16 protein-coding genes are annotated in these 18,426 nt (G+C 59.5%); 9 read left to right on the forward strand and 7 right to left on the reverse strand.

All coding sequences use genetic code 11. From position 1 onward, the window contains the following. Positions 1–21: 21 nt before the first annotated feature. Positions 22–1,605, forward strand: a complete 1,584-nt coding sequence (locus TERRO_RS10760; protein ID WP_157178329.1) for a PAS domain S-box protein — start codon at positions 22–24, stop codon at positions 1,603–1,605. 93 nt (positions 1,606–1,698) lie between these two features. Further along, positions 1,699–2,058, forward strand: coding sequence for a response regulator (locus TERRO_RS22050; protein WP_014786023.1), 360 nt, complete (start codon positions 1,699–1,701; stop codon positions 2,056–2,058). On the opposite strand, the gene TERRO_RS10770 is transcribed toward TERRO_RS22050, so the two are convergent. After that, positions 2,055–3,401, reverse strand: a complete 1,347-nt coding sequence (locus tag TERRO_RS10770; protein WP_014786024.1) for a sigma-54-dependent transcriptional regulator — start codon at positions 3,399–3,401, stop codon at positions 2,055–2,057. The two genes, TERRO_RS22050 and TERRO_RS10770, sit on opposite strands and share 4 nt — an antisense overlap. Before the next feature lie 159 nt (positions 3,402–3,560). On the opposite strand from TERRO_RS10770, the gene TERRO_RS10775 reads away from it, so the two are divergent. Together TERRO_RS10775 and TERRO_RS10780 are read left to right on the forward strand one after the other, a co-directional pair. After that, positions 3,561–4,244, forward strand: coding sequence for a Crp/Fnr family transcriptional regulator (locus TERRO_RS10775; RefSeq protein ID WP_014786025.1), 684 nt, complete (start codon positions 3,561–3,563; stop codon positions 4,242–4,244). Positions 4,245–4,270: 26 nt separating this feature from the next. Further along, the gene (locus TERRO_RS10780) at positions 4,271–4,846 is read left to right on the forward strand and encodes a nitroreductase family protein (RefSeq protein WP_014786026.1); all 576 of its coding nucleotides are present in this window, start codon (positions 4,271–4,273) and stop codon (positions 4,844–4,846) included. Between the two features lie 28 nt (positions 4,847–4,874). Here TERRO_RS10780 and TERRO_RS10785 read toward each other — a convergent pair whose 3' ends face one another. After that, positions 4,875–5,399 (reverse strand): hypothetical protein, encoded by a 525-nt coding sequence (locus tag TERRO_RS10785; protein WP_014786027.1) that lies wholly within the window; start codon positions 5,397–5,399, stop codon positions 4,875–4,877. Between the two features lie 213 nt (positions 5,400–5,612). Between TERRO_RS10785 and TERRO_RS10790 the strand changes: the two genes are divergently transcribed. Beyond that, positions 5,613–6,491, forward strand: coding sequence for a universal stress protein (locus TERRO_RS10790; RefSeq protein ID WP_014786028.1), 879 nt, complete (start codon positions 5,613–5,615; stop codon positions 6,489–6,491). Between the two features lie 226 nt (positions 6,492–6,717). On the opposite strand, the gene TERRO_RS22055 is transcribed toward TERRO_RS10790, so the two are convergent. After that, the gene (locus tag TERRO_RS22055; RefSeq protein ID WP_169315303.1) at positions 6,718–8,412 is read right to left on the reverse strand and encodes a L,D-transpeptidase family protein; all 1,695 of its coding nucleotides are present in this window, start codon (positions 8,410–8,412) and stop codon (positions 6,718–6,720) included. Between the two features lie 558 nt (positions 8,413–8,970). Here TERRO_RS22055 and TERRO_RS23135 point away from each other — a divergent pair. From TERRO_RS23135 to mgtA, 3 genes are all read left to right on the forward strand, one after another. Beyond that, the gene (locus tag TERRO_RS23135) at positions 8,971–9,141 is read left to right on the forward strand and encodes a P-loop NTPase family protein (RefSeq protein WP_157178331.1); all 171 of its coding nucleotides are present in this window, start codon (positions 8,971–8,973) and stop codon (positions 9,139–9,141) included. A gap of 109 nt (positions 9,142–9,250) precedes the next feature. Then, complete coding sequence (locus tag TERRO_RS10805) at positions 9,251–10,258, forward strand: zinc-dependent alcohol dehydrogenase family protein (RefSeq protein ID WP_014786031.1); 1,008 nt, start codon at positions 9,251–9,253, stop codon at positions 10,256–10,258. 14 nt (positions 10,259–10,272) lie between these two features. Beyond that, the gene (gene mgtA, locus TERRO_RS10810; protein WP_014786032.1) at positions 10,273–12,777 is read left to right on the forward strand and encodes a magnesium-translocating P-type ATPase; all 2,505 of its coding nucleotides are present in this window, start codon (positions 10,273–10,275) and stop codon (positions 12,775–12,777) included. A 5-nt stretch (positions 12,778–12,782) separates the two neighbouring features. Here the strand turns inward: mgtA and TERRO_RS23410 are convergent, their stop codons facing one another. After that, positions 12,783–13,397 carry a hypothetical protein gene (locus TERRO_RS23410; RefSeq protein ID WP_014786176.1) on the reverse strand — a complete coding sequence of 205 codons (615 nt, stop codon included), beginning with the start codon at positions 13,395–13,397 and terminating at the stop codon, positions 12,783–12,785. A gap of 155 nt (positions 13,398–13,552) precedes the next feature. Between TERRO_RS23410 and TERRO_RS10820 the strand changes: the two genes are divergently transcribed. Next, the gene (locus TERRO_RS10820; RefSeq protein ID WP_014786034.1) at positions 13,553–14,518 is read left to right on the forward strand and encodes a universal stress protein; all 966 of its coding nucleotides are present in this window, start codon (positions 13,553–13,555) and stop codon (positions 14,516–14,518) included. A gap of 114 nt (positions 14,519–14,632) precedes the next feature. Here the strand turns inward: TERRO_RS10820 and TERRO_RS10825 are convergent, their stop codons facing one another. From TERRO_RS10825 to TERRO_RS10835, 3 genes are all read right to left on the reverse strand, one after another. After that, entirely contained in the window at positions 14,633–15,046 is a 414-nt protein-coding gene (locus tag TERRO_RS10825; protein ID WP_014786035.1) for a TonB family protein, read from the reverse strand. A gap of 251 nt (positions 15,047–15,297) precedes the next feature. Then, a complete protein-coding gene (locus TERRO_RS10830; protein WP_014786036.1) occupies positions 15,298–17,352 on the reverse strand; it encodes a CocE/NonD family hydrolase in 2,055 nt (684 codons plus the stop codon). 95 nt (positions 17,353–17,447) lie between these two features. Next, complete coding sequence (locus TERRO_RS10835) at positions 17,448–18,425, reverse strand: ABC transporter ATP-binding protein (RefSeq protein ID WP_014786037.1); 978 nt, start codon at positions 18,423–18,425, stop codon at positions 17,448–17,450. Between the last annotated feature and the right edge of the window lies 1 nt (position 18,426).

Genomic DNA, 18,426 nt, shown 5'->3' on the forward strand with positions numbered 1-18,426 from the left:
TTAGACTTGACGCCTGAGCCTATGTTAAGACCACCTGAAGGACGCCGCGGTACTCGTCCAACAACGGCTGAGACATGGTCCGACCCAGGACGATGGCTTACCGCAATCGTCGAATCGTCTGACTCCGCCGTAATTGCGGAGTCGCTCGACGGCATCATCATGACGTGGAATGCAGCGGCATCCCGTATCTTCGGCTACACAGCCGACGAAGCAATCGGGATGCCGATCTTCCGCCTCGCTTACCCGGAAGAGGAAGAGTCCATCCAGATCGTGCTGGACGCCGTTCGTCGCGGCGAGCGCATCGATAACCTCCAAACGTCGCGGCGGCATAAGGATGGACACCGCATCTTTGTCTCGCTCAACCTCTTCCCTATCAAGGATGAGGCCGGCGCCGTCGTCGGTATTGCAAAGGTCGCAACCGACCTTACCAACCGCAAAAATGCCGAAGAGATTGAGGCAAGAATACGCATCGAGCTACTTGCAGAGCGTAAATATCGCGACTTGCTTCACCATGCACCAGACGCGATTCTTGAGGTCGACGATCGTGGTCGGATCCTCATTGCCAACCGGGCCGCTGAAAAACTGTTTGGCTACGAGCACGATGAGCTATTCGGAGCTTCCATCGAAATGCTCGTTCCGGAAGCAAACCGCCCGGACCACGCAAACCATCGAGCCGCTTTCGTTAAAGCGGGCAAGGCACGTCCCATGGGCTACGGACGCGACCTGAACGCCAAGCGTAAGGATGGCTCGGAGTTTCCTGTTGAGATCAGCCTCAGTCCCATCGTGATGGAGACTGGGGTCCTCGTCGTTGCAGCCATTCGTGACGTAACGGAACGCCGGCGGTCTGAGCTGCAGCTACGTCTACTGCAAGAGGATTATCTGGGCGAGCTGTCCGCCCGGCAGCAGGAAGCGGAGCGACTGAATCGCTTAAAGAGCGAGTTCCTTGCCAGCGTCAGTCACGAACTCCGGACTCCCCTGCACACCATCATCGGCTTTGCTGACCTTCTGCATGAGGACACGGACCACACACTCACCGGACGGCAAGGCCGCTTCGTCGAAAATATTCGCCGCGACTCAGAGCACTTACTCGCGCTCATCAACGACGTTCTCGACCTGAGTCACATCGAAGCAGGCGGACTCGCCGTTCACCCCCGCGAACTGTCGCTCTCTGCCGTCTTCACCGAAGTCATGGACGCTCTCCGAACGACCTGGGAAGAGAAGGCGCTCAACGTCACCGCCTCCTGCGATCCTGACTTGCAGTTACTGGCCGATCCCACTCGCCTGCGCCAGATACTCACCAACCTCCTGAGCAATGCAATCAAGTTCACCGGACGTGGCGGATCCGTTCAAATGAGAGGTACAAAAGAAGTCGGTTTCGCACTCATCGCCGTCGAAGACAGCGGCATCGGTATCGCGCCGGAAGAACTCTCGAACATCTTCAGCAAGTTCTACCAGGTCGGTGTCACCACAGGCGGCGTCCGCGAAGGCACCGGCCTTGGCTTGGCAATCTGCAAAGAGTTGGTGGAAATGCACGCCGGAACGCTCTCCGTCGCAAGCCAGCCCGGCGTAGGAAGTACCTTCTCGTTTGCTATCCCGCTATTGTGAAGGAACTGTGATGGGAGTCACAGCTCTACACCGAATCCTGGCTCTATCGTGAGCCATTGCTCGTCTGCACGTCTTTCTACCTTGGAGTCCATCTTGAAATGCCTCATTGCTGACGACGCAGCGCACGCACGTGAGTTGCTCTGGTCGATCCTGGAAGATATGGGCTTCGACATCCTGGAAGCCGCAGATGGGGAGGAGGCAATCCGCCTCGCGATCCTCAGTCTGCCCCAGGTGATCGTCCTGAATATAGGACTTCCGAAGAAGAGCGGCATTGAAGTAGTCTCCACCTTAAGGCGACAAGCCCCTCTGCAGAAGACGCCGATCATCGCTCTGATCGCGGCTGCTGGCCAGTACGAGCACACTCACCTAAGCCAGGCGGGCTTCTCACGCGTCCTCGTCAAGCCGGTCAACCCGGCTGAACTCCGTGCCGTGATCTCCGAGTTCACCTGCTAGCAACCCAGACCATGTTTCTTCAGCTTGTATCGCAGAGCATCCCGTCCGATACCGAGCCGTCTCGCCGTCTCGGACTGATTCCCATTTGTCTCGTTGAAGATCTGCTGCAGCAGCAGCCGCTCCTGGTTCACCAGGAGGGATGCTGTAACGAGCTGCATCGTACTGGGCACATCGACCACATCATCCGGAAGATCCTCGACGTCGATCAGTTCTGAATCTGCCAGCATGCACGACCGCGCGATCACGTGCTCCAACTGCCGCACATTGCCCGGCCAGTCATAGCGGTTCAGCACCAGTTGCGCACGGGGCGTGACACCGCGCACCTTCCGTCGATACTCCGAGGCGAAACGCTCAACGAAATGACCGGTAAGCAGTTCGATATCTTCCCTCCGTTCACGGAGGGGCGGAACCTTCAACTCGACCATTGACAGCCGATAGAACAGATCTTCCCGGAACTGACCCTCTTTCGCTGCCTGCTTCAGATCCCGATGGCTGGCAGCAATCACCTTCACATGGACGCGTCTCGGGACGAGCGATCCAATCTTATAGATCTCCTGGTTCTGAATGGCCCGCAGCAACTTCGCCTGGGTAGACATCGGCATGTCACCAATCTCATCCAGAAACAGGGTGCCTCCATCCGCCGCGGCAAATAGACCTTCCTTATCCCGATCGGCGCCCGTAAAGGCTCCGCGCGTGTGCCCGAACAGCTCACTCTCAAACAAAGTCTCCACGACCGCGGAGCAGTTCAGTACGACGAAACTCCCCCTGGTACGGCTGCGCGCGTGAACCGCCCGCGCCACAAGGTCCTTGCCTGTGCCAGTCTCCCCATGAATCAACAGGGTCCGGTAGTGCGGCGCGATCTTCTCCATCATGGCGAACAGGCGCCACATCGCAGCGCTCTTCGCGATCAGTCCTTCGAAGGTCAGATCCTCCATGTGGGCAGCAGTATCCGACAGAGCGAGCCGGCGGCTCTCGGCAGCGGTCAGCAGCAGGCGAACACGTTCCCGAAGGTCCGCGATCTTAACCGGCTTTTGCAGATAATCCGCGGCACCGTTGCGGATCGCCTCAACCGCTGTCTCGGTCGTGTAATGTGCCGTCATCAGAATCACATTCGTAGAAGGCGCAAATACCATAATTTGCCGAAGAACTTCCAAACCACTCAGTCCCGGCATCACCAGATCCGTAATGACAAGCTGTGGCCGCACGGTGCGGACCAGATCAAGCCCATGGACTGGATCGGAAGCAGTGTAAAGCGCAACGCCCTTTTGCTCCAGAGCGGCCGTCAACAGTTCCAGACTGCTGAGATTGTCGTCAATGATGACTGCGCGAATTAGTTCTGACATAGAACCGGTGCTGCGTGATTTGGCTCACAGGCTGCGCGCTTTTGCGCAGTTGAGAGCTGTTGAGGGAACAGCAAGTAACTTCAAGTGATTGATATCACAACTTAGTAAGTTTGGCTGTAAGTTTGCATTCATAGGGGCAGGCAACCTAGGAGAAACGAAATGTCCAAGTGCACAGGATGTCCCCACGCAGGTAAATACGCGTTCTGCAATCTGGGACAGGCCGCGCAGGCGTTTCTCGACGTGAACTCGATCACCATGGAGTATCCGCGCGGCAACGTCCTGTTCCGCGAAGGAGAATCAGCCGGGGCGGTCTTCATCGTCTGCAGCGGCAAGGTAAAGTCGACGGCCACCTCGACCGAAGGCCGTTCGGCCATCCTCCGTCTCTCTGGCCCTGGCGACGTCCTCGGCATGAGCGCAGTCCTCGGCGCAACACCCTACGAGATCACAGCAGAAGCTGTCCAGCCTTGCCGCATCCGCGTGCTCCATGCCCGCGTACTGCACCAGTTCATGCGCGAATTCAGCGATGCCAGCATGGGCGCCGCCCGCGCCCTCGCGCAGGACTATCGCTCGGCATTCCAGGAGATGCGTCTGATGGCCCTGCCTGAAACACCGGCAGGCCGCCTGTCGCGCCTCATCCTGGACTGGTCGGAGGAGAGCCAGACCACCGGCACACCGCTCACCATGACCCTCACGCACGAGGAACTCGCCTCCATGACTGCAACCACCCGCGAAACAGTCACGCGGACGTTAAGCCGCCTGCGCAAAGATGGTGCCATCGCAATCAAGGGCATCTCGCTGACCGTTTTGAAACCGGCCACGCTCCACGATCTGGCATCATGCTAGCGCTACAACATCAAGTAATGGACTGCATGGAAGCGATTCGAAATCGTAGATCGGTTCGATCCTTCACCAGCCAGCCCGTCGATCCCGAGCTCGTGCAGAGTCTGCTCGAAGCAGCCAACATGGCCCCAAGCTCGCGTAACTCCCAGCCCTGGGCCTTCTGGACCTTCATGGACGCAAGCTGCATCCGGACCATCGGACAGGAGGTGAAGGCATGGATCTTCCACGTTCCACCAGACGAACCATTCGCCTCCCCCATGCGACCCGTTATCTCTGCGATCGACTATGAGGTGTTCTACGGCGCTCCAGTGCTGATCCTCGTACTGGCCAGATCGACCGCCCAGGAAGCCCGGGATGCCTGCTGCCTGGCCGCCGAAAACCTCATGCTCGCCGCACGAGCGGCAGGCCTCGGCTCTTCGTGGGTCGGCATCGCAACAGACTGGTTTTCCTTACCGGAAACAAAACGCAAGCTGGCAATCCCGGCCAATTACTCCGTCGTTGTGCCGCTTGTCGTCGGCTACCCTGACGCGTGGCCGACCGAGACAGACCGGAGACTGCCGGAAGTGCGTTGGTGCACACTCGCCAACAAACCAGCCGACGCCTGACAGCCCGCCTGCAAGCCACTTCCTGAAATCACACGGCAGCCGCATACTGCAGCTCGATCGACTGCGCCGCCCTCGGCCTGCCAGGCAGCATTTGCGCAGCAGGTGCCTGCTCCCGGGTAAACGCAATGTGAAGAATCTCACCTGAGATCCAAGCCGCTACACGGTAGTCCCGTGCCAACCCGGGCAGCTTCATCCTCGTGTAGAACATTCTCGCCGGCAAATGAGGCCGCGTCAGGCATCCGCAAAGGCACAGCAGCTCACCTTCCAGGTGCAGACGAATCTCCTCCGGCCTGTATCCCTTTACAGGGACACGGTAGAGCAGACCGTCGCTCCGCAGAGTGCATGAGACCTGGACCGGATCCAGAACAAGCGCTTCGGCGATCTGCCAGTCCTGTTGAGTCAAAGGCCCATCCCATCTGCGAGCACTCAGCATATCGACTGTCTTCGCACAAATGCGTGACTCGATATGCTGCACCATCGAGAAGAAATCCATCGGAGAAGTGGTTCCCAACATCTCCGCCGTGTTCGTGGTCAGGTCATCCATCGTCTGCATCAGTCGGTACCTTCTCCCGGCATGGTTGGATTGCAAGAAGAGTGCAGCGCCACCAGGGCACAACCTTCTCCAAGCCTCACGCGACATTTCTACATTCACGCCGGGCACACGTCCGCGCAGTGACGCCAATCACCGAAAGCAGTTAAGGACATCACAGTACGAAACCGCTTCGGCGCTTACCTTCGGCATGAAGTCAAAACGCAGGAGACCTACATGCCAGTGATTGGACAGCGGCCCGAGATAGCTCTCGACGACATCGTTTTTGCAACCGACTTCTCCCCGGCATCACGCCGCGCGGAAGCCTACGCACTGCAGATCGCCCGCCGCTACAGCTCCCGCCTGCACATCGTCACCATCGTCGATCTCAACATCCCGATCCCGGCAGGCGACGGAACCTGTGTCCTTCCCGTGCAGGAAATGGTCGAGGCAAGGCGAGCGCAACTTGACGCGATGATTCCGCGATTTGCCGGCATTCACAGCGTCTTCCACGTCGCAGAATCCTTCTCCGTCGCCCAGGCCATCCTCGCCACGGCCACCGAGTGCGGCGCCGCTCTCATCGTCATGGGAACTTCCTCAAAAGGCATGCTGAAGAAGCTCGTCCTGGGGTCTGTCGCAGAAGAAGTGATTCGCAATGCGAAACCCCCAGTCCTCACCGTCGGCCCACACGTCCCGCCGGCCTGCGACGCGCTCGTGCCGTTCCAGCGAATCCTCTTCGCGAACGACATGAGCCCTCAGGCGAAGAGCGCACTCCCCGTCGCCCTGGCCTTCGCCGAAGACGGCGGTGCCCGCCTCGTCATCTGCCGCGTCACCCGGCCGAGTGGTTCCACGGACTCTTCCGAAGAGGACTCCGCACTGGAACAGTCACTTCAAAAAGCTCTGCCTGCAGCCGCAATCGACTGGTGCGATCCCGAGTACGTCGTCGAACACGGCGACCCATCCGAGGCTCTGGTCGCGCTCGCCCAGCGTACCAACTCCGACTTGATCGTCCTCGGATCACGCCGATCAAACTTCCGTTTGAACTATCTGGAAAGAGGCGTGACGCCGGCAGTCATCGCGCAGGCAAGATGCCCCGTCCTCAGCCTCAGCGCGTAAAGCTCATTCAGAACTCCCGGGAGAACACCAATGACAAACTCCATCACCAGCCCCTTCCCCATGATCCCTATCTTCAGCCGGCCTCGCACGCACGGCGTCACATCCGGTCATAGGCAGTTGCGCTTCCTTTTCGGAGCCGTATACATCGCCCTGCTTCTCACATGGCTCGCAGTGTCAGTTCTATAAATCGTCGGTTGATCAGCTAACAGACAACACGAAAGCCCAACTAAGAGACGCCCCAGGACCTCGTGTCTTCCTTCTGCCTGCTCCGGGTGATCTCGTTCAGAGTTATGGCTAGTTCCGAGTCGTAGCCATAGACATCGTCAAAGAAGCGGACGGTCCCATCCTCTGCCGCGATCCCCGTGCCATACACCAGCAGCACGGGGATCGGCGCGGCCAGTGATACCGAAACAGTCGCCGGATCCGCAATTGCCTGCGCAATCCGATCGGCAGTCCAGCCCCGCTCATCGCGAAGCACCCATGCCGCAAGCCGACTGGGATCCTCCACACGAATACACCCATGACTGAAATCGCGCTTGGTCTGCGCAAAGAGCGCAGTCTGCGGCGTGCCATGCATGTACGCGTCGAAAACATTCGGAAAGTTGAACTTGATGTCGCCCAGCGCATTCTGCCGACCGGGCACCTGCCGCACCCGAGCCTGCCCGCTCAGCAACCACCGTCTTGCCTCGGCGCTGTCACTGTCCAGCACGGCACCACTCCGGGACACAATCTGATAGTCATGCCGTCTCAGATACGAAGTGTCTCGCCGCACCAACGGCGCGATCTCGCGCATCTGGATGCTCTCCGGCACATTCCAGTAGGGATGGAAGGTGACCTCCTTCATCGGAGCGGAAAGGATCGGCGTCTGCCTCGAACCGGCACGTCCTACGATCACGGCCATCGACAACGTCACTCGCCCCTGCGGATCGTACGCGCGCAGCCGGAACTCCGGAATATTCACCACGACCGGCGGCCTAACAAATTCATGTGGCAACCAACGCCATCGTTCCAGGCTCATCGAAAGTTGTGCCGCGCGCCTCTTCATCGGCACATTCAACTCCCGCAAGGTCACCCGGTCGACACGTCCCGTAACAGCCAGCCCATGCAACTCCTGAAATCTGGCCAAAGCCCGTTGCTTCGGGGCATCGAAGGTCAGTTGACTCGCAGGCTCCACATACCGCGGCAGCAGACCGAACTGCGCAAGCCGCTCATCCAGGGCCACAGCGACCACCGTAGCGTCACCGAGCTGCAGGCTCCGAGCTTCGTCCGGTACGACGACATCCGCCTCGCTGTTCTCAAGCGTAAGCAGATCGTTAAGCGCACTCTCGGTCCTCAGGTATCCCGGATAGCTCGGCTCCAGGGCTTGTATCGCGCGTGAGGGTTCAACCGAAGAGACAAGGTTTTCACGGATGTAGTTCGCAACAAACCCACTATCCGCAACCTCGGCGTAGCCGGTCTTCTCAGAGTGCAGCCGGGCACGACCATACCTCAGGTCTGACACAAACCGCATTACGGCAACAGTCAGATCCACATCGAACTGTGCAAGCTCACGCTCTCGTCCAACGCATGGAATCTCCGTCGCAGCGGCTCGGCAGCCCCACCACGACAAGCCATAGTCTTCCGCACGCAATCCCTTCCGGTCCGCCTGTCCCATCGCAACCATCATCGATCGCGCTGCCGCAGTCGTCACACCATCCGCAGTCCAAGCCAGCCGGAAACCACACGGTGCATAAAACACACCGATCGCTTGCGCACGCGCCGCGGACATCTTCTGCACATCCAGTGACGCCAGGTACTGCGAAGCGCTGCGCGACAAACTATCCTGCCCCGACATCGCCGCACACGCAGCAACCTCTGCACGCCCCGCAAGCGGCAACGCACACACCAACATCAGCAACGCCGCGAGGAACCGGTCTCTCACGCGAAGCACCTGACGCTTCCTGGCACCACGATCACCCCATAACCAGGAACACAAGCCACGGCCAGACATAACGAAGGCAACACCGGGTTGTCATCGACAGCAAACTGCGGGGCCATGGCATCACCAATCCAATTCAGCCTAAGTCACCCGGCTCGCCACCGGGGTGACACGGATCACAAAATGCCTTTCACTCAGGCCCATTTCGGAACAGCGCTTTCATCACCGCAACGCAAGGCATCGTGTTGTGACCGAGATCACCCGATAGCGTGAGCCAGCACCCATCGCATACGTGTCGCCGCGCGCAAGATCACAGCATGATCGGCGCCCTGAGACTCATAAGCATGCCCAGCACCATCGCGATTCAGGTCACGAGCATCACCAGGTGGTTTGATGAAGGCGAAGCCCGCACACGCGCACGTTACGACGTCCATCTGGAGCTGCACTTCGGCGAAATGGTCTACATAGTCGGACCATCCAGCAGAGACGAAGCCATACGCTTGAGCATTCTCCGTCCAGACGCAGCAATGTCCTCAGCGAAGGCCACAGAATCCGTGGCCTATGAGCACCGACGCCCTCGCCTCATTTCGTCTCCGCAAGATCGGGTTCACCTTTCAGGACTTTCATCTCTTCCCGCACCTCGACTTCGCCCAAAACGTCGCTGTGCCGCTCATCCTGCACTACTTTCCGTGGAATAAGGCAGTGGAAGACGCCAAACTGTTGCGAGCGTAACTTCGAATGCAGCGCTCGGCGATGGTTGGACGAACGCGCAGCTAGCGACAGCTCATCAGGTAACGCACAACACCGCCCCATAGCCTCCAGCGACACAAGAAGGAAGACCATGATCCCGACCACCATGCGCGCCGCAGTCTTCCACGGAACACGTCACGACGGCGCGCCCCCTCTCACCATCGAAGAAAGGCCGGTGCCCACACCGGCCGAGGGCGAGAGTCTCCTTAAGGTCCTGGCCTGCGGTGTCTGTCGAACAGACCTGCATATCGTGGAAGGCGATCTCCCATTTCATCTACCTTCTGTCATCCCTGGTCATCAGATCGTCGGCGAAGTCGTCACGACATCCAGCAGCCAGTTTCAAGTGGGTGATCGCGTCGGTGTCTCATGGATGGGCGGAACAGACGGCACCTGTAAGTTCTGCAAAAGCAACAGAGAGAACCTCTGCGACGCCATCGCCTTCACCGGTTATTCGCGTGATGGTGGCTATGCCGAATATGTAACTGCCCGCACGGATTTCCTGATCCCACTTACGACCGCCCTCCCTCCGCAAATCGCTGCGCCGCTCCTCTGTGCAGGCATGATCGGCTTCCGCAGCTTGCGTGTGGCCGAGGTCAAGCCCGGTCAGAAGGTAGGCATCTTCGGCTTCGGTGCGTCGGCACGCTTGGTCATGCCCGTCCTTCACATGTGGGGGTGTGAAGTCTACGTCGCAACACGCGGCGAACGCCATCGTCAGGAAGCCGCGGCCATGGGCGCCACATGGGTTGGCGACGCCTTCGATCTACCGCCCACGCCTCTCGATGCAGCCGTTATCTTCGCGCCGGTTGGCAGCGTCGTCCTCGCCGGCCTCAAGTCGCTCGACAAAGGCGGCATCCTCTCCATCAACGCCATTCATCTCGATCAGATGCCCGCCTTCGACTACGACACCATCCTCTGGCACGAACGACAGATTCGAAGCGTCGCCAACATGACCCGGCAGGATGCAAAAGACTTCATGAGCATCGCGGAGAAGATTCGAATCACACCCGCCATCAAGGTCTTCTCACTCGAACAAGCCAATGAGGCACTCGCAGCCATCAAGGACGAAGACGTCGTCGGTTCCGCAGTCATCGTTCCTTGAAGGAGAGCCGCACCATGCCAGTCATCATCGCGGACATCGATGCAGCCTCGCAGGACGGCACGCTCCTTGGTCTCACCACGCAAGAGGCTGCGCAACGCCTCAATCAGTTCGGCCTCAATGAATCCGCATCGAAGCAGGGCAAGACACCCTGGCTCGATCAGGTGTTGCTTCTCTTCAACCCACTCTCCGTCGTGTTGCTCGTCGCGGCTGCCATCTCACTCACCATCGGCGAGCGCTTCGATGCCATCCTCATTACGGCCATTGTGCTGATCGGCGGCGGCATCGACTTCGCGCAGACCTACCACGCACGCATCACGATCGAACGACTGCGGGCGACTGTCGCGGCAACTGCCACCGCAAAGCGCGACGGCACCTGGCGGGAGATTCCTCGGTCGCAGATCGTTCCCGGCGACGTCATCCGCCTCTCCGCCGGCGACCTCGTTCCCGCCGACGCACGCCTCGCACAGTCACGGGATCTCGCCCTGCTCCAGGCCATGCTCACAGGGGAATCGACTTCCGTAGAAAAGCGAGCCACGTCCGACGCAGCATCAAGCTCCGCAGATGCCGTCAACATGATCTTCCTGGGCACATCCGTCGTAAGCGGCACGGGAACGGCAATCGTCACGGCAACAGGAAGGTCGACCGCCTTCGGCGACATCGTGGCACACCTCGCGGCAAAACCTCCTGAGACAGCCTTCGACCTCGGCATCAAGCGCTTCAGCTACATGATCGCCCGCATCGTCTTCGTCATGGTCCTGCTGGTGCTCGCTGCTAATCTCGCCATGCACCGGCCTCCCATCGAGTCACTGTTGTTTGCAGTTGCGCTGGCCGTCGGACTCACGCCGGAATTTCTCCCCATGATCACCTCCGTCACGCTCTCCCGCGGAGCGGTAGCGATGGCGCGCAAGCATGTCGTCGTGAAACATCTTCCGGCAATTCAAAATCTCGGCAGCATCGATGTCCTCTGCTCCGACAAGACAGGCACCCTGACCGCGGGCACCATGTCGCTGGTCGTCAGCGCATCACCCGACGGAACCGCCTCCAGCGCCCCGCAGGATCTCGCACTCATCAACAGCAGTTTGCAGGCGGGCATCCGGAGCCCACTCGACAAAGCCATCCTCGCCGGCAATCCAACACCACCAACTGCGACAAAGATCGACGAACTGCCCTTCGACTTCCAGCGCCGCCGCCTCTCCGTCATTGTTGACCATGCAGGACAGCGCACCCTCATCTGCAAGGGCTCCCCCGAAGGCATCTTCCCTCTCCTCACATCCTTCACATCCGGCGATAAAGTGCTTGCGATGACCGCCGAAGCGCTCTCCCGCGCGAAGGCCTACTACACCGCCCAAAGCACCCTCGGCTATCGCGTCCTCGCTGTCGCAACCAGAACACTTCCGGTACAGCCGCAATACAAGCTCGCCGATGAAAGCGTGCTCACACTCAACGGCTTCCTCTCCTTTGCCGACACCATCCTGCCCGATGCCGCCGAGACCATCGCACGCCTTCAGGGAGATGGTGTTTCCATCAAAATCCTCACCGGCGACAACGAACTCGTCGCAGCACACATCTGTGCGCAAGCCGGTCTTCCAGTCGCAGAGATCGTCCTCGGCACCGAACTCGAACTAATGAGTGACAACGCGCTCACACAGGTAGCCGAACGTGCAAATGTATTCGCACGCGTCTCACCTCCGCAGAAACTGCGCATCCTCACAGCCCTCCGCAGAAGAGGTCATACCGTCGGCTTCATGGGTGACGGCATCAACGACGCCCCCTCACTCCACGCGGCCGATGTCGGCATCGCAGCACCCGGTGCCGTCGATGTCGCGCAGGACGCCGCGGACGTCGTCCTCCTGCAGCCAGGCCTTGCCGTCTTGCATGAGGGCATCCTCGAAGGCCGGCGCGCCTTCGGCAACGTCATGAAGTATCTGCTGATGGGGACAAGCTCCAACTTCGGAAACGTACTCAGCATGGCCGTCGCGGCAGTCGCCCTGCCATTTCTGCCCATGCTGCCGGCACAGGTGCTACTGAACAACTTCCTCTACGATCTCTCGCAACTAACCATCCCGACCGACCGCGTCGACGCAGAATACTTTTCCAAGCCACAGAAGTGGGACATCGCCATCATCCGTCGCTTCATGGTCCTCGTCGGACCGATCAGCTCCATCTTCGACTTCCTTACCTTCTACGTCCTGCTTCACTTCTTCCGCGCAGGTCCCGCAGAGTTCCATACCGGATGGTTCGTAGAATCGCTCGCCACACAGACCTTGGTGTTGCTCGTCATCCGCACCGTACGATCGCCATTCCGCAGTCGCCCCAGCACAGGTCTTCTCTTATCTGTGATCTTTATCGTCGCAGTAGGATTCTGGCTGCCCTACTCCCGCTTCGCAGCAGATCTAGCCTTCACCAGGTTGCCGCTGACTTACTTCGCCTTCCTGGCGGCAGCAACCGTCTCCTATCTGCTATGCGTCGAGCTCGCAAAACGCTACATCATGTCAACGTCAAACGTCAGCGCAAAGTGAACTGACTAAGGAACCTTGGGCGCAGACGCCAGCTCCATGCCACGAGTTGTGCTATGACCGTCCAACGGCAACACCTTCGACCGCAACATCCTCACCGCAGTCGCCGCCTGCGCAGCACCAAAGCAGAGCAGGTAAAGATAGATCGCAGTCGCCAACTCCGCAGGTGAAAACCCAGCGCCCGCGCGAATCCGAATCGTGGCATAGACCACCGCAAAACAAGTCGCAACAAACGCACCCGCAAAATCCCAGACAGCCCACCGCTGTGCCCGCGTATGTTTCAACAACACAAATTCCCCAACCGCCGCACTAAGTGCCTGCAGCGCTGCCATCGGCAGAAACCACTCCACGCCAGCATGATCGAAGAACAGCGTCAGCAACAAGCCGCCAATCACAATGCCCACAACACCCTGGATCTGCATCACCCGCTTCGGCCAACGATGCGGATAGTCAAATCCACTGGCCAGCAGCAGAATGCTATCCACAATCCCATACAAGGCCAGAGCCGTCACAGCAATGGCCACGCCCACTGACACCAGCAGGATGCTCCGGTCCATATCCGTCGTCACCATCACCAGGCACCCGGTCAGCACCGCAAGACATCCACGTACCAGCGTCAACATCCAAAACCCTCGAACCTTATCCTTCATCGCTCGCCCCCGCGCATCCAGCTTCCCGCACCCACATCCTCGACGCGGTGACGCAGAGCATCTGCGGGCGTGACGCGCATCACAGGCCATCCCGCACAAAGAAGCTAGGTTCAACGTGGAGGTGCACCGTGAGTTCCATTTCCGTGCAGCCAAGTATTCTCTCTGCGGAGACTCATTCTCCAGTTAACCTCGCGGCGCCCGCACTTCAGTTCAAGCGCGTATTGGCTTGCACTGACTTCTCCGACGCATCCGCCAAAGCCGTCGAACAGGCGCATCGCCTCTGCTTGCATCACGGTGCGCAGCTAAGCCTCCTCTACATCCTGGAGCACGACGACCTCTCCGAGTGGCCCGATGCAGACAAGGAGCTCGCCTTGCTCGGTCTGCAACGCCGCCACGAACTGGAGTCCCTGGCGCAGCAACTGCAAACACCCACCGTCGCAGTAAAGCCCATCTTCCTCGACGGCCACATCACCACCGTCGTCCTTCAAGCCATTCGCGAGGAGAGCCCCGACCTCGTCGTCGTCGGAACACAGGGTCGCCGTGGCTTCGACCGGCTCCTGATGGGCTCCACCGCCGAAGCCATCATCCGTAACGCAGACTGCCCCGTCATGACGGTCGGCCCCGGCTTTCTACCGCCATCGCCCGAACTCGACGCCGGTCCCATCGTCTATGCCACCGACTTCCATGAAGGAGTCGAAGAGTCCATGGCCTACGCAGCATTCCTCTCGCACCAGCAGCAGGTGCCGCTTCACGCAATCCACGTCCTGCCGAAGTCATCCATCGACACAAAGAACCACATCGTCGCAAAGATCATGCAGACAGCGCTAGCCGATCTGCAGATAACATCCGGCAAGGAAGCACTACAACCCTCGTCGCATGCCGTCTTCGCCAAAGACGTCAGCAAGGCCATCGTCGAATACGCACGCGAGGTCCATGCCTCTGCCATCGTCCTCGGAGTCAACCGGCGCTCCAGCTTCGCATCGCATCTCCCGCTGCGAAGGACCTCCCGCGTCGTCATCCTCGCGCCCTGCCCGGTCTTCACCCTCGCCCATGCCAGGCACGTCTCGCCCCTGCTACACACAACAACGCACTAAGCCGCGCAGGCAGAAAGCAACGCAAACGTACAAGGGCCGCCCACGACTGGGCGGCCCTTCGAAAGCTGACCCACCGACGTAAGGGTCTGCTCTGTGCTGCGTGATGAAGAATGCTTAGTTGTTGATTGCGACGTGCAGCGTGACAGGAACGTCAACCGCAGTGCCATTCAGCGTACCGGGGGTGTAGCGGACCTTGTTCACAGCTTCCACAACACGCTCGTTCGTTGCGTTGTCGAGCGACTTCACAACATGGACGTTCTGCGGTACGCCGGCCGTGTCGACCGTGTACTCCACAACCACCTCGCCAGACACGGCGGGCGATGCAGCAACCTTCAGAGCGCTCAGACGTACCGGCGCCTTCAGGCCGGTGTAGATGCGGGGCGTGGCAGCCTTCACAGCACTCGCCTGGAAGGCAAACGCGGGAGCATCGACGGACGCAACCAGGTGCGAAACATTCGAATGCAGAGCCTGTGCAGGCATCATGACGGGGGCAACGAGCAGAGCGGCGGCGGCGAGGATCGAGCGCATAGGTTGAACTCCTTGATTGGGTCGTCGGTTATACACTGTTTGAGGCGTCCCTCGGTGTGTTCAACACCAAAATATATCGATGAGGTAATCATTGTCAACAGATAGTTGAAATGAATTTAGGAGCGCCCAGGCCTCCACCACCCCTCTCCCTCTAAACAACTGACAGAAAGCCACTTGCGCCGCCCCTCAACAGGAAAAGCAATGGGCCGGCAAGCAGCCGGCCCATTACCTTCCGCTTCATTCAACATCCGCTATGGCGTCGCAGTGACCGGCACCACCGGCAGGCTGATGAAGCTGGCACGGGGCCCCTCATGGTAGATCCGCTGCGTCGCCCGCTCGTAGTCCGCCGGTTTCGCATTAAAGATGTTCGGCACAAACTTCTGCGGATTCCGGTCATACAGCGGGAACAGCGAACTCTGCACCTGCACCATGATCCGGTGACCCGGCTGGAAGACATGGTTCACATTCGGCATATCCCACTTGTACGTCAGCGCCTCGTTCGACTTCAGAGCCTCGGGCTTTTCAAAGCTCGTGCGATAACGTCCGCGGAAGATATCCAGCGCAATCGGTAACTCATAGCCGCCCATCGCCTCGGCATGTCCATCCGGAAACACATCGATCAACTTCACAACCCAATCGCTATCGGTGCCCGACGTCGACGCCACCAGGTTCACCTTCGGCACACCGCTCACACGCACCGGCTCCTTCAACAGGTCGGTCGTGTAAGTCATCACATCCGGACGCCCATCGACAAATCGCTGATCGGTAACCAGCCACGTCCGCCAGTTCTCACCCGTATACGGCCGTGGAGAAAACGGCACAGGCTTCGCCGGGTCCGACACAAATTCGTCGAACTTCTCACCACTGCTCTTTGGTGCATCGAAGCCCAGCTTGCCACCCGCCTGCAGGTACATCGGCTTCGCCGTCGCATCGCAGCCGCTCTCACAACTCAGCGGCCACTTTGCAAACTTGTCCCAGTGATCTTCGCCCGTGTTGTAGATATAAACCGGCGGCGTATCCGCCTTTGGCGCACCCTCACGCAGGTATTGGTTGAAGAACGGCAACTGAACGTTTTGCAGATAAGTCGCCGTCGTATCGGTATCCCAGATCAGAGGCCCAAGCTGGTGCCCTTCCCGATTCACCTGGCTGTGAAACCACGGTCCCATCACCAGGAAGTTCATGTTGTTGTTCGTATCCTTCGGCTCCCACGCAGCATAGCTGTGGTTCGCTCCATACATGTCTTCCTGGTCCCACAGCCCCTGCAGCCACATCGTCGGCACCGTCAGGTCGGTCTTTGCGATCAGCTTGTCCAGTGCCTGCGACTGCCAGTAGGCGTCGTACGCCGGATGCGCCTCCACCATCTTCCAGAACGGCAGTTGCTCCTCGCCCATCGCCCGCGCCATGTCGCCCGCAGAGCCCATCTTCAGGAAGTTGGTGTACTCATCGCGGCCTTCGCGCGACACACGCACACCCGCACCGCGTGCCGTCGTCTGCGAGATGAAGTAGTCGAGATTCGGCTGACGGAACGCACCGTACTGGAACCAGTCATCACCCATCCATCCATCGACCATCGGGCTCTCCGGCACGGCAGCCTTCAACGCAGGATGCGGATGCAGCAATGCCATCACAACCGTGAAGCCCTCATACGAAGATCCGGTCATGCCCACACGGCCGTTCGACTCGGGCGTGTTTTTCACCAGCCAGTCGATCGTGTCATACGCGTCCATCGTGTCATCCGCACCCGTCGGATTCCACGGTCCCACCGGAGGCGGCGTCATCAGGTAAGCACCTTCCGACCCATACTTGCCGCGCACATCCTGGTAGACGCGAATGTATCCATCGCGCACATACACTTCATCGCTCAGGTTCAACTCGTCGATCATGTGCGGCGCATCCGGCTTCACGGCGCCACGGCCAGGCGCGGGAAAAGGAGCAGCAGCACTGCGCCCGGTCGAAGCCGCCATCAATGCAGCCTTCGGATCACGCGCAGCATGCGCGCGTGCCGCGGCATTATAGCAGGTGCGCGTCAGCAGCATCGGCGCATTCTTCACGCCCTTGGGAACGACGATCACTGTGTAGAGCTTCGTTCCGTCCCGCATCGGAATCATGACCACGCGCTTCTCGTAATCGAACGCCACCTTCGGCGCGTCGATCACCGCCGCAGCCTTCGGCGGCGTAAACGTCTGCGGAATCATGTTACTGTCCGTCGGACGTGAGGGCGCATTGCCCTTTTCCTGCGCATAGACAGGAACAGCAACAGTCACAACGGCAAGGACTGCCGCTGCCCAACGAGAATGCCTGGTCATGAAGGTCGTCCTTCGGCCCAAAGAAAAGCGGGCGCACATAGAGTGAGTGCACCCAGCATAACCCGCAGACGGATCCCTATTCCCTACTCCCTGCTCTACTGCGGCAGCACCAACTCATCCAGCGCCATAAAATCGCGCAGGATCGGATCGTCGATCTTCTCCAATTCGGCCAGCGTACCGAAGAACCGCGCAGTCCCTTCATGCAGGAACAGCAGCCGATCCGCCAGCTTCTTCGCAAACCGCATGTCATGCGTCACAACAATGCTTGTCAGGTGCAACTGCCGCTTCAACCGCTCAATCAGGTCGCCCAGCAGGTGCGCCATCAACGGATCCACCATCGTCGTCGGCTCGTCGTACAGCACAGCCTCCGGCTGCGCAGCCAGCGCGCGCGCAATCGCAACCGAACGCTTCATGCCGGTCGAAAGATCGCTCGGCAACAGGTCATCCATGCCGGCCACACCCACCATCTCCAGCAGGCCCTTCACCACCTGGCGTATCTGTTCTTCTTCCAGCTCACCCTTTTCCCGCAACGGGAATGCGACGTTCTCGCCGACCGAGATCGAATCGAAGAGCGCACCGTTCTGGAACACCATCGTCACCTTGCGGCGGATCGGCTGCATCTCTTTTTCGTTGAAGGCGCAGATATCCTCGTTGGCAACGCAGACCTTGCCCTTGTCCGGCTTCAGAAAACCCATCAGCATCTGCAGCGACACGGACTTGCCCACACCCGACCGCCCAAGAATGCAAAGTGTCTCGCCCGGCTTCACAAAGAAGCTCACATCCTCCAGCACCTTGAAGTCACCAAACGACTTGAACACATGCTCGAACGAGATGTAAGGCTTCTGGCTGTCCTCGTGGGAGACTTCGTTCTGCTCCTTCGACTGCTCGAAGAAGTCGCCGACCTCTTCCGCAACATCCTCTGAGACCTCATCGACGAGAGGCTTGTTCAGCATCTCCTCGGTCGCCTGCTCGTCGGCGGTCAGCGGTATGTCCTGCGTGGCAGATTCTTCGTTGGCGAGCACCTGGTCCTGCTGCTGCAACTTGTTGTGATCTTCAAGTGTCTCGTCGGGCATG

Source organism: Terriglobus roseus DSM 18391 (genome assembly GCF_000265425.1).
GTDB classification, from domain to species: domain Bacteria; phylum Acidobacteriota; class Terriglobia; order Terriglobales; family Acidobacteriaceae; genus Terriglobus; species Terriglobus roseus.

Bases quoted from the DNA above. Each gene is read 5' to 3' on its own strand.
- TERRO_RS23410 (WP_014786176.1), bottom strand. From the start codon at position 13,397: ATGTTGACGCTGGTACGTGGATGTCTTGCGGTGCTGACCGGGTGCCTG.
- TERRO_RS10775 (WP_014786025.1), top strand. From the start codon at position 3,561: ATGTCCAAGTGCACAGGATGTCCCCACGCAGGTAAATACGCGTTCTGC.
- TERRO_RS10780 (WP_014786026.1), top strand. From the start codon at position 4,271: ATGGAAGCGATTCGAAATCGTAGATCGGTTCGATCCTTCACCAGCCAG.
- TERRO_RS23135 (WP_157178331.1), top strand. From the start codon at position 8,971: ATGAGCACCGACGCCCTCGCCTCATTTCGTCTCCGCAAGATCGGGTTC.
- TERRO_RS10760 (WP_157178329.1), top strand. From the start codon at position 22: ATGTTAAGACCACCTGAAGGACGCCGCGGTACTCGTCCAACAACGGCT.
- TERRO_RS10830 (WP_014786036.1), bottom strand. From the start codon at position 17,352: ATGACCAGGCATTCTCGTTGGGCAGCGGCAGTCCTTGCCGTTGTGACT.
- TERRO_RS10835 (WP_014786037.1), bottom strand. From the start codon at position 18,425: ATGCCCGACGAGACACTTGAAGATCACAACAAGTTGCAGCAGCAGGAC.
- TERRO_RS10825 (WP_014786035.1), bottom strand. From the start codon at position 15,046: ATGCGCTCGATCCTCGCCGCCGCCGCTCTGCTCGTTGCCCCCGTCATG.
- TERRO_RS10770 (WP_014786024.1), bottom strand. From the start codon at position 3,401: ATGTCAGAACTAATTCGCGCAGTCATCATTGACGACAATCTCAGCAGT.
- TERRO_RS10805 (WP_014786031.1), top strand. From the start codon at position 9,251: ATGATCCCGACCACCATGCGCGCCGCAGTCTTCCACGGAACACGTCAC.
- mgtA (WP_014786032.1), top strand. From the start codon at position 10,273: ATGCCAGTCATCATCGCGGACATCGATGCAGCCTCGCAGGACGGCACG.
- TERRO_RS10785 (WP_014786027.1), bottom strand. From the start codon at position 5,399: ATGCAGACGATGGATGACCTGACCACGAACACGGCGGAGATGTTGGGA.
- TERRO_RS10790 (WP_014786028.1), top strand. From the start codon at position 5,613: ATGCCAGTGATTGGACAGCGGCCCGAGATAGCTCTCGACGACATCGTT.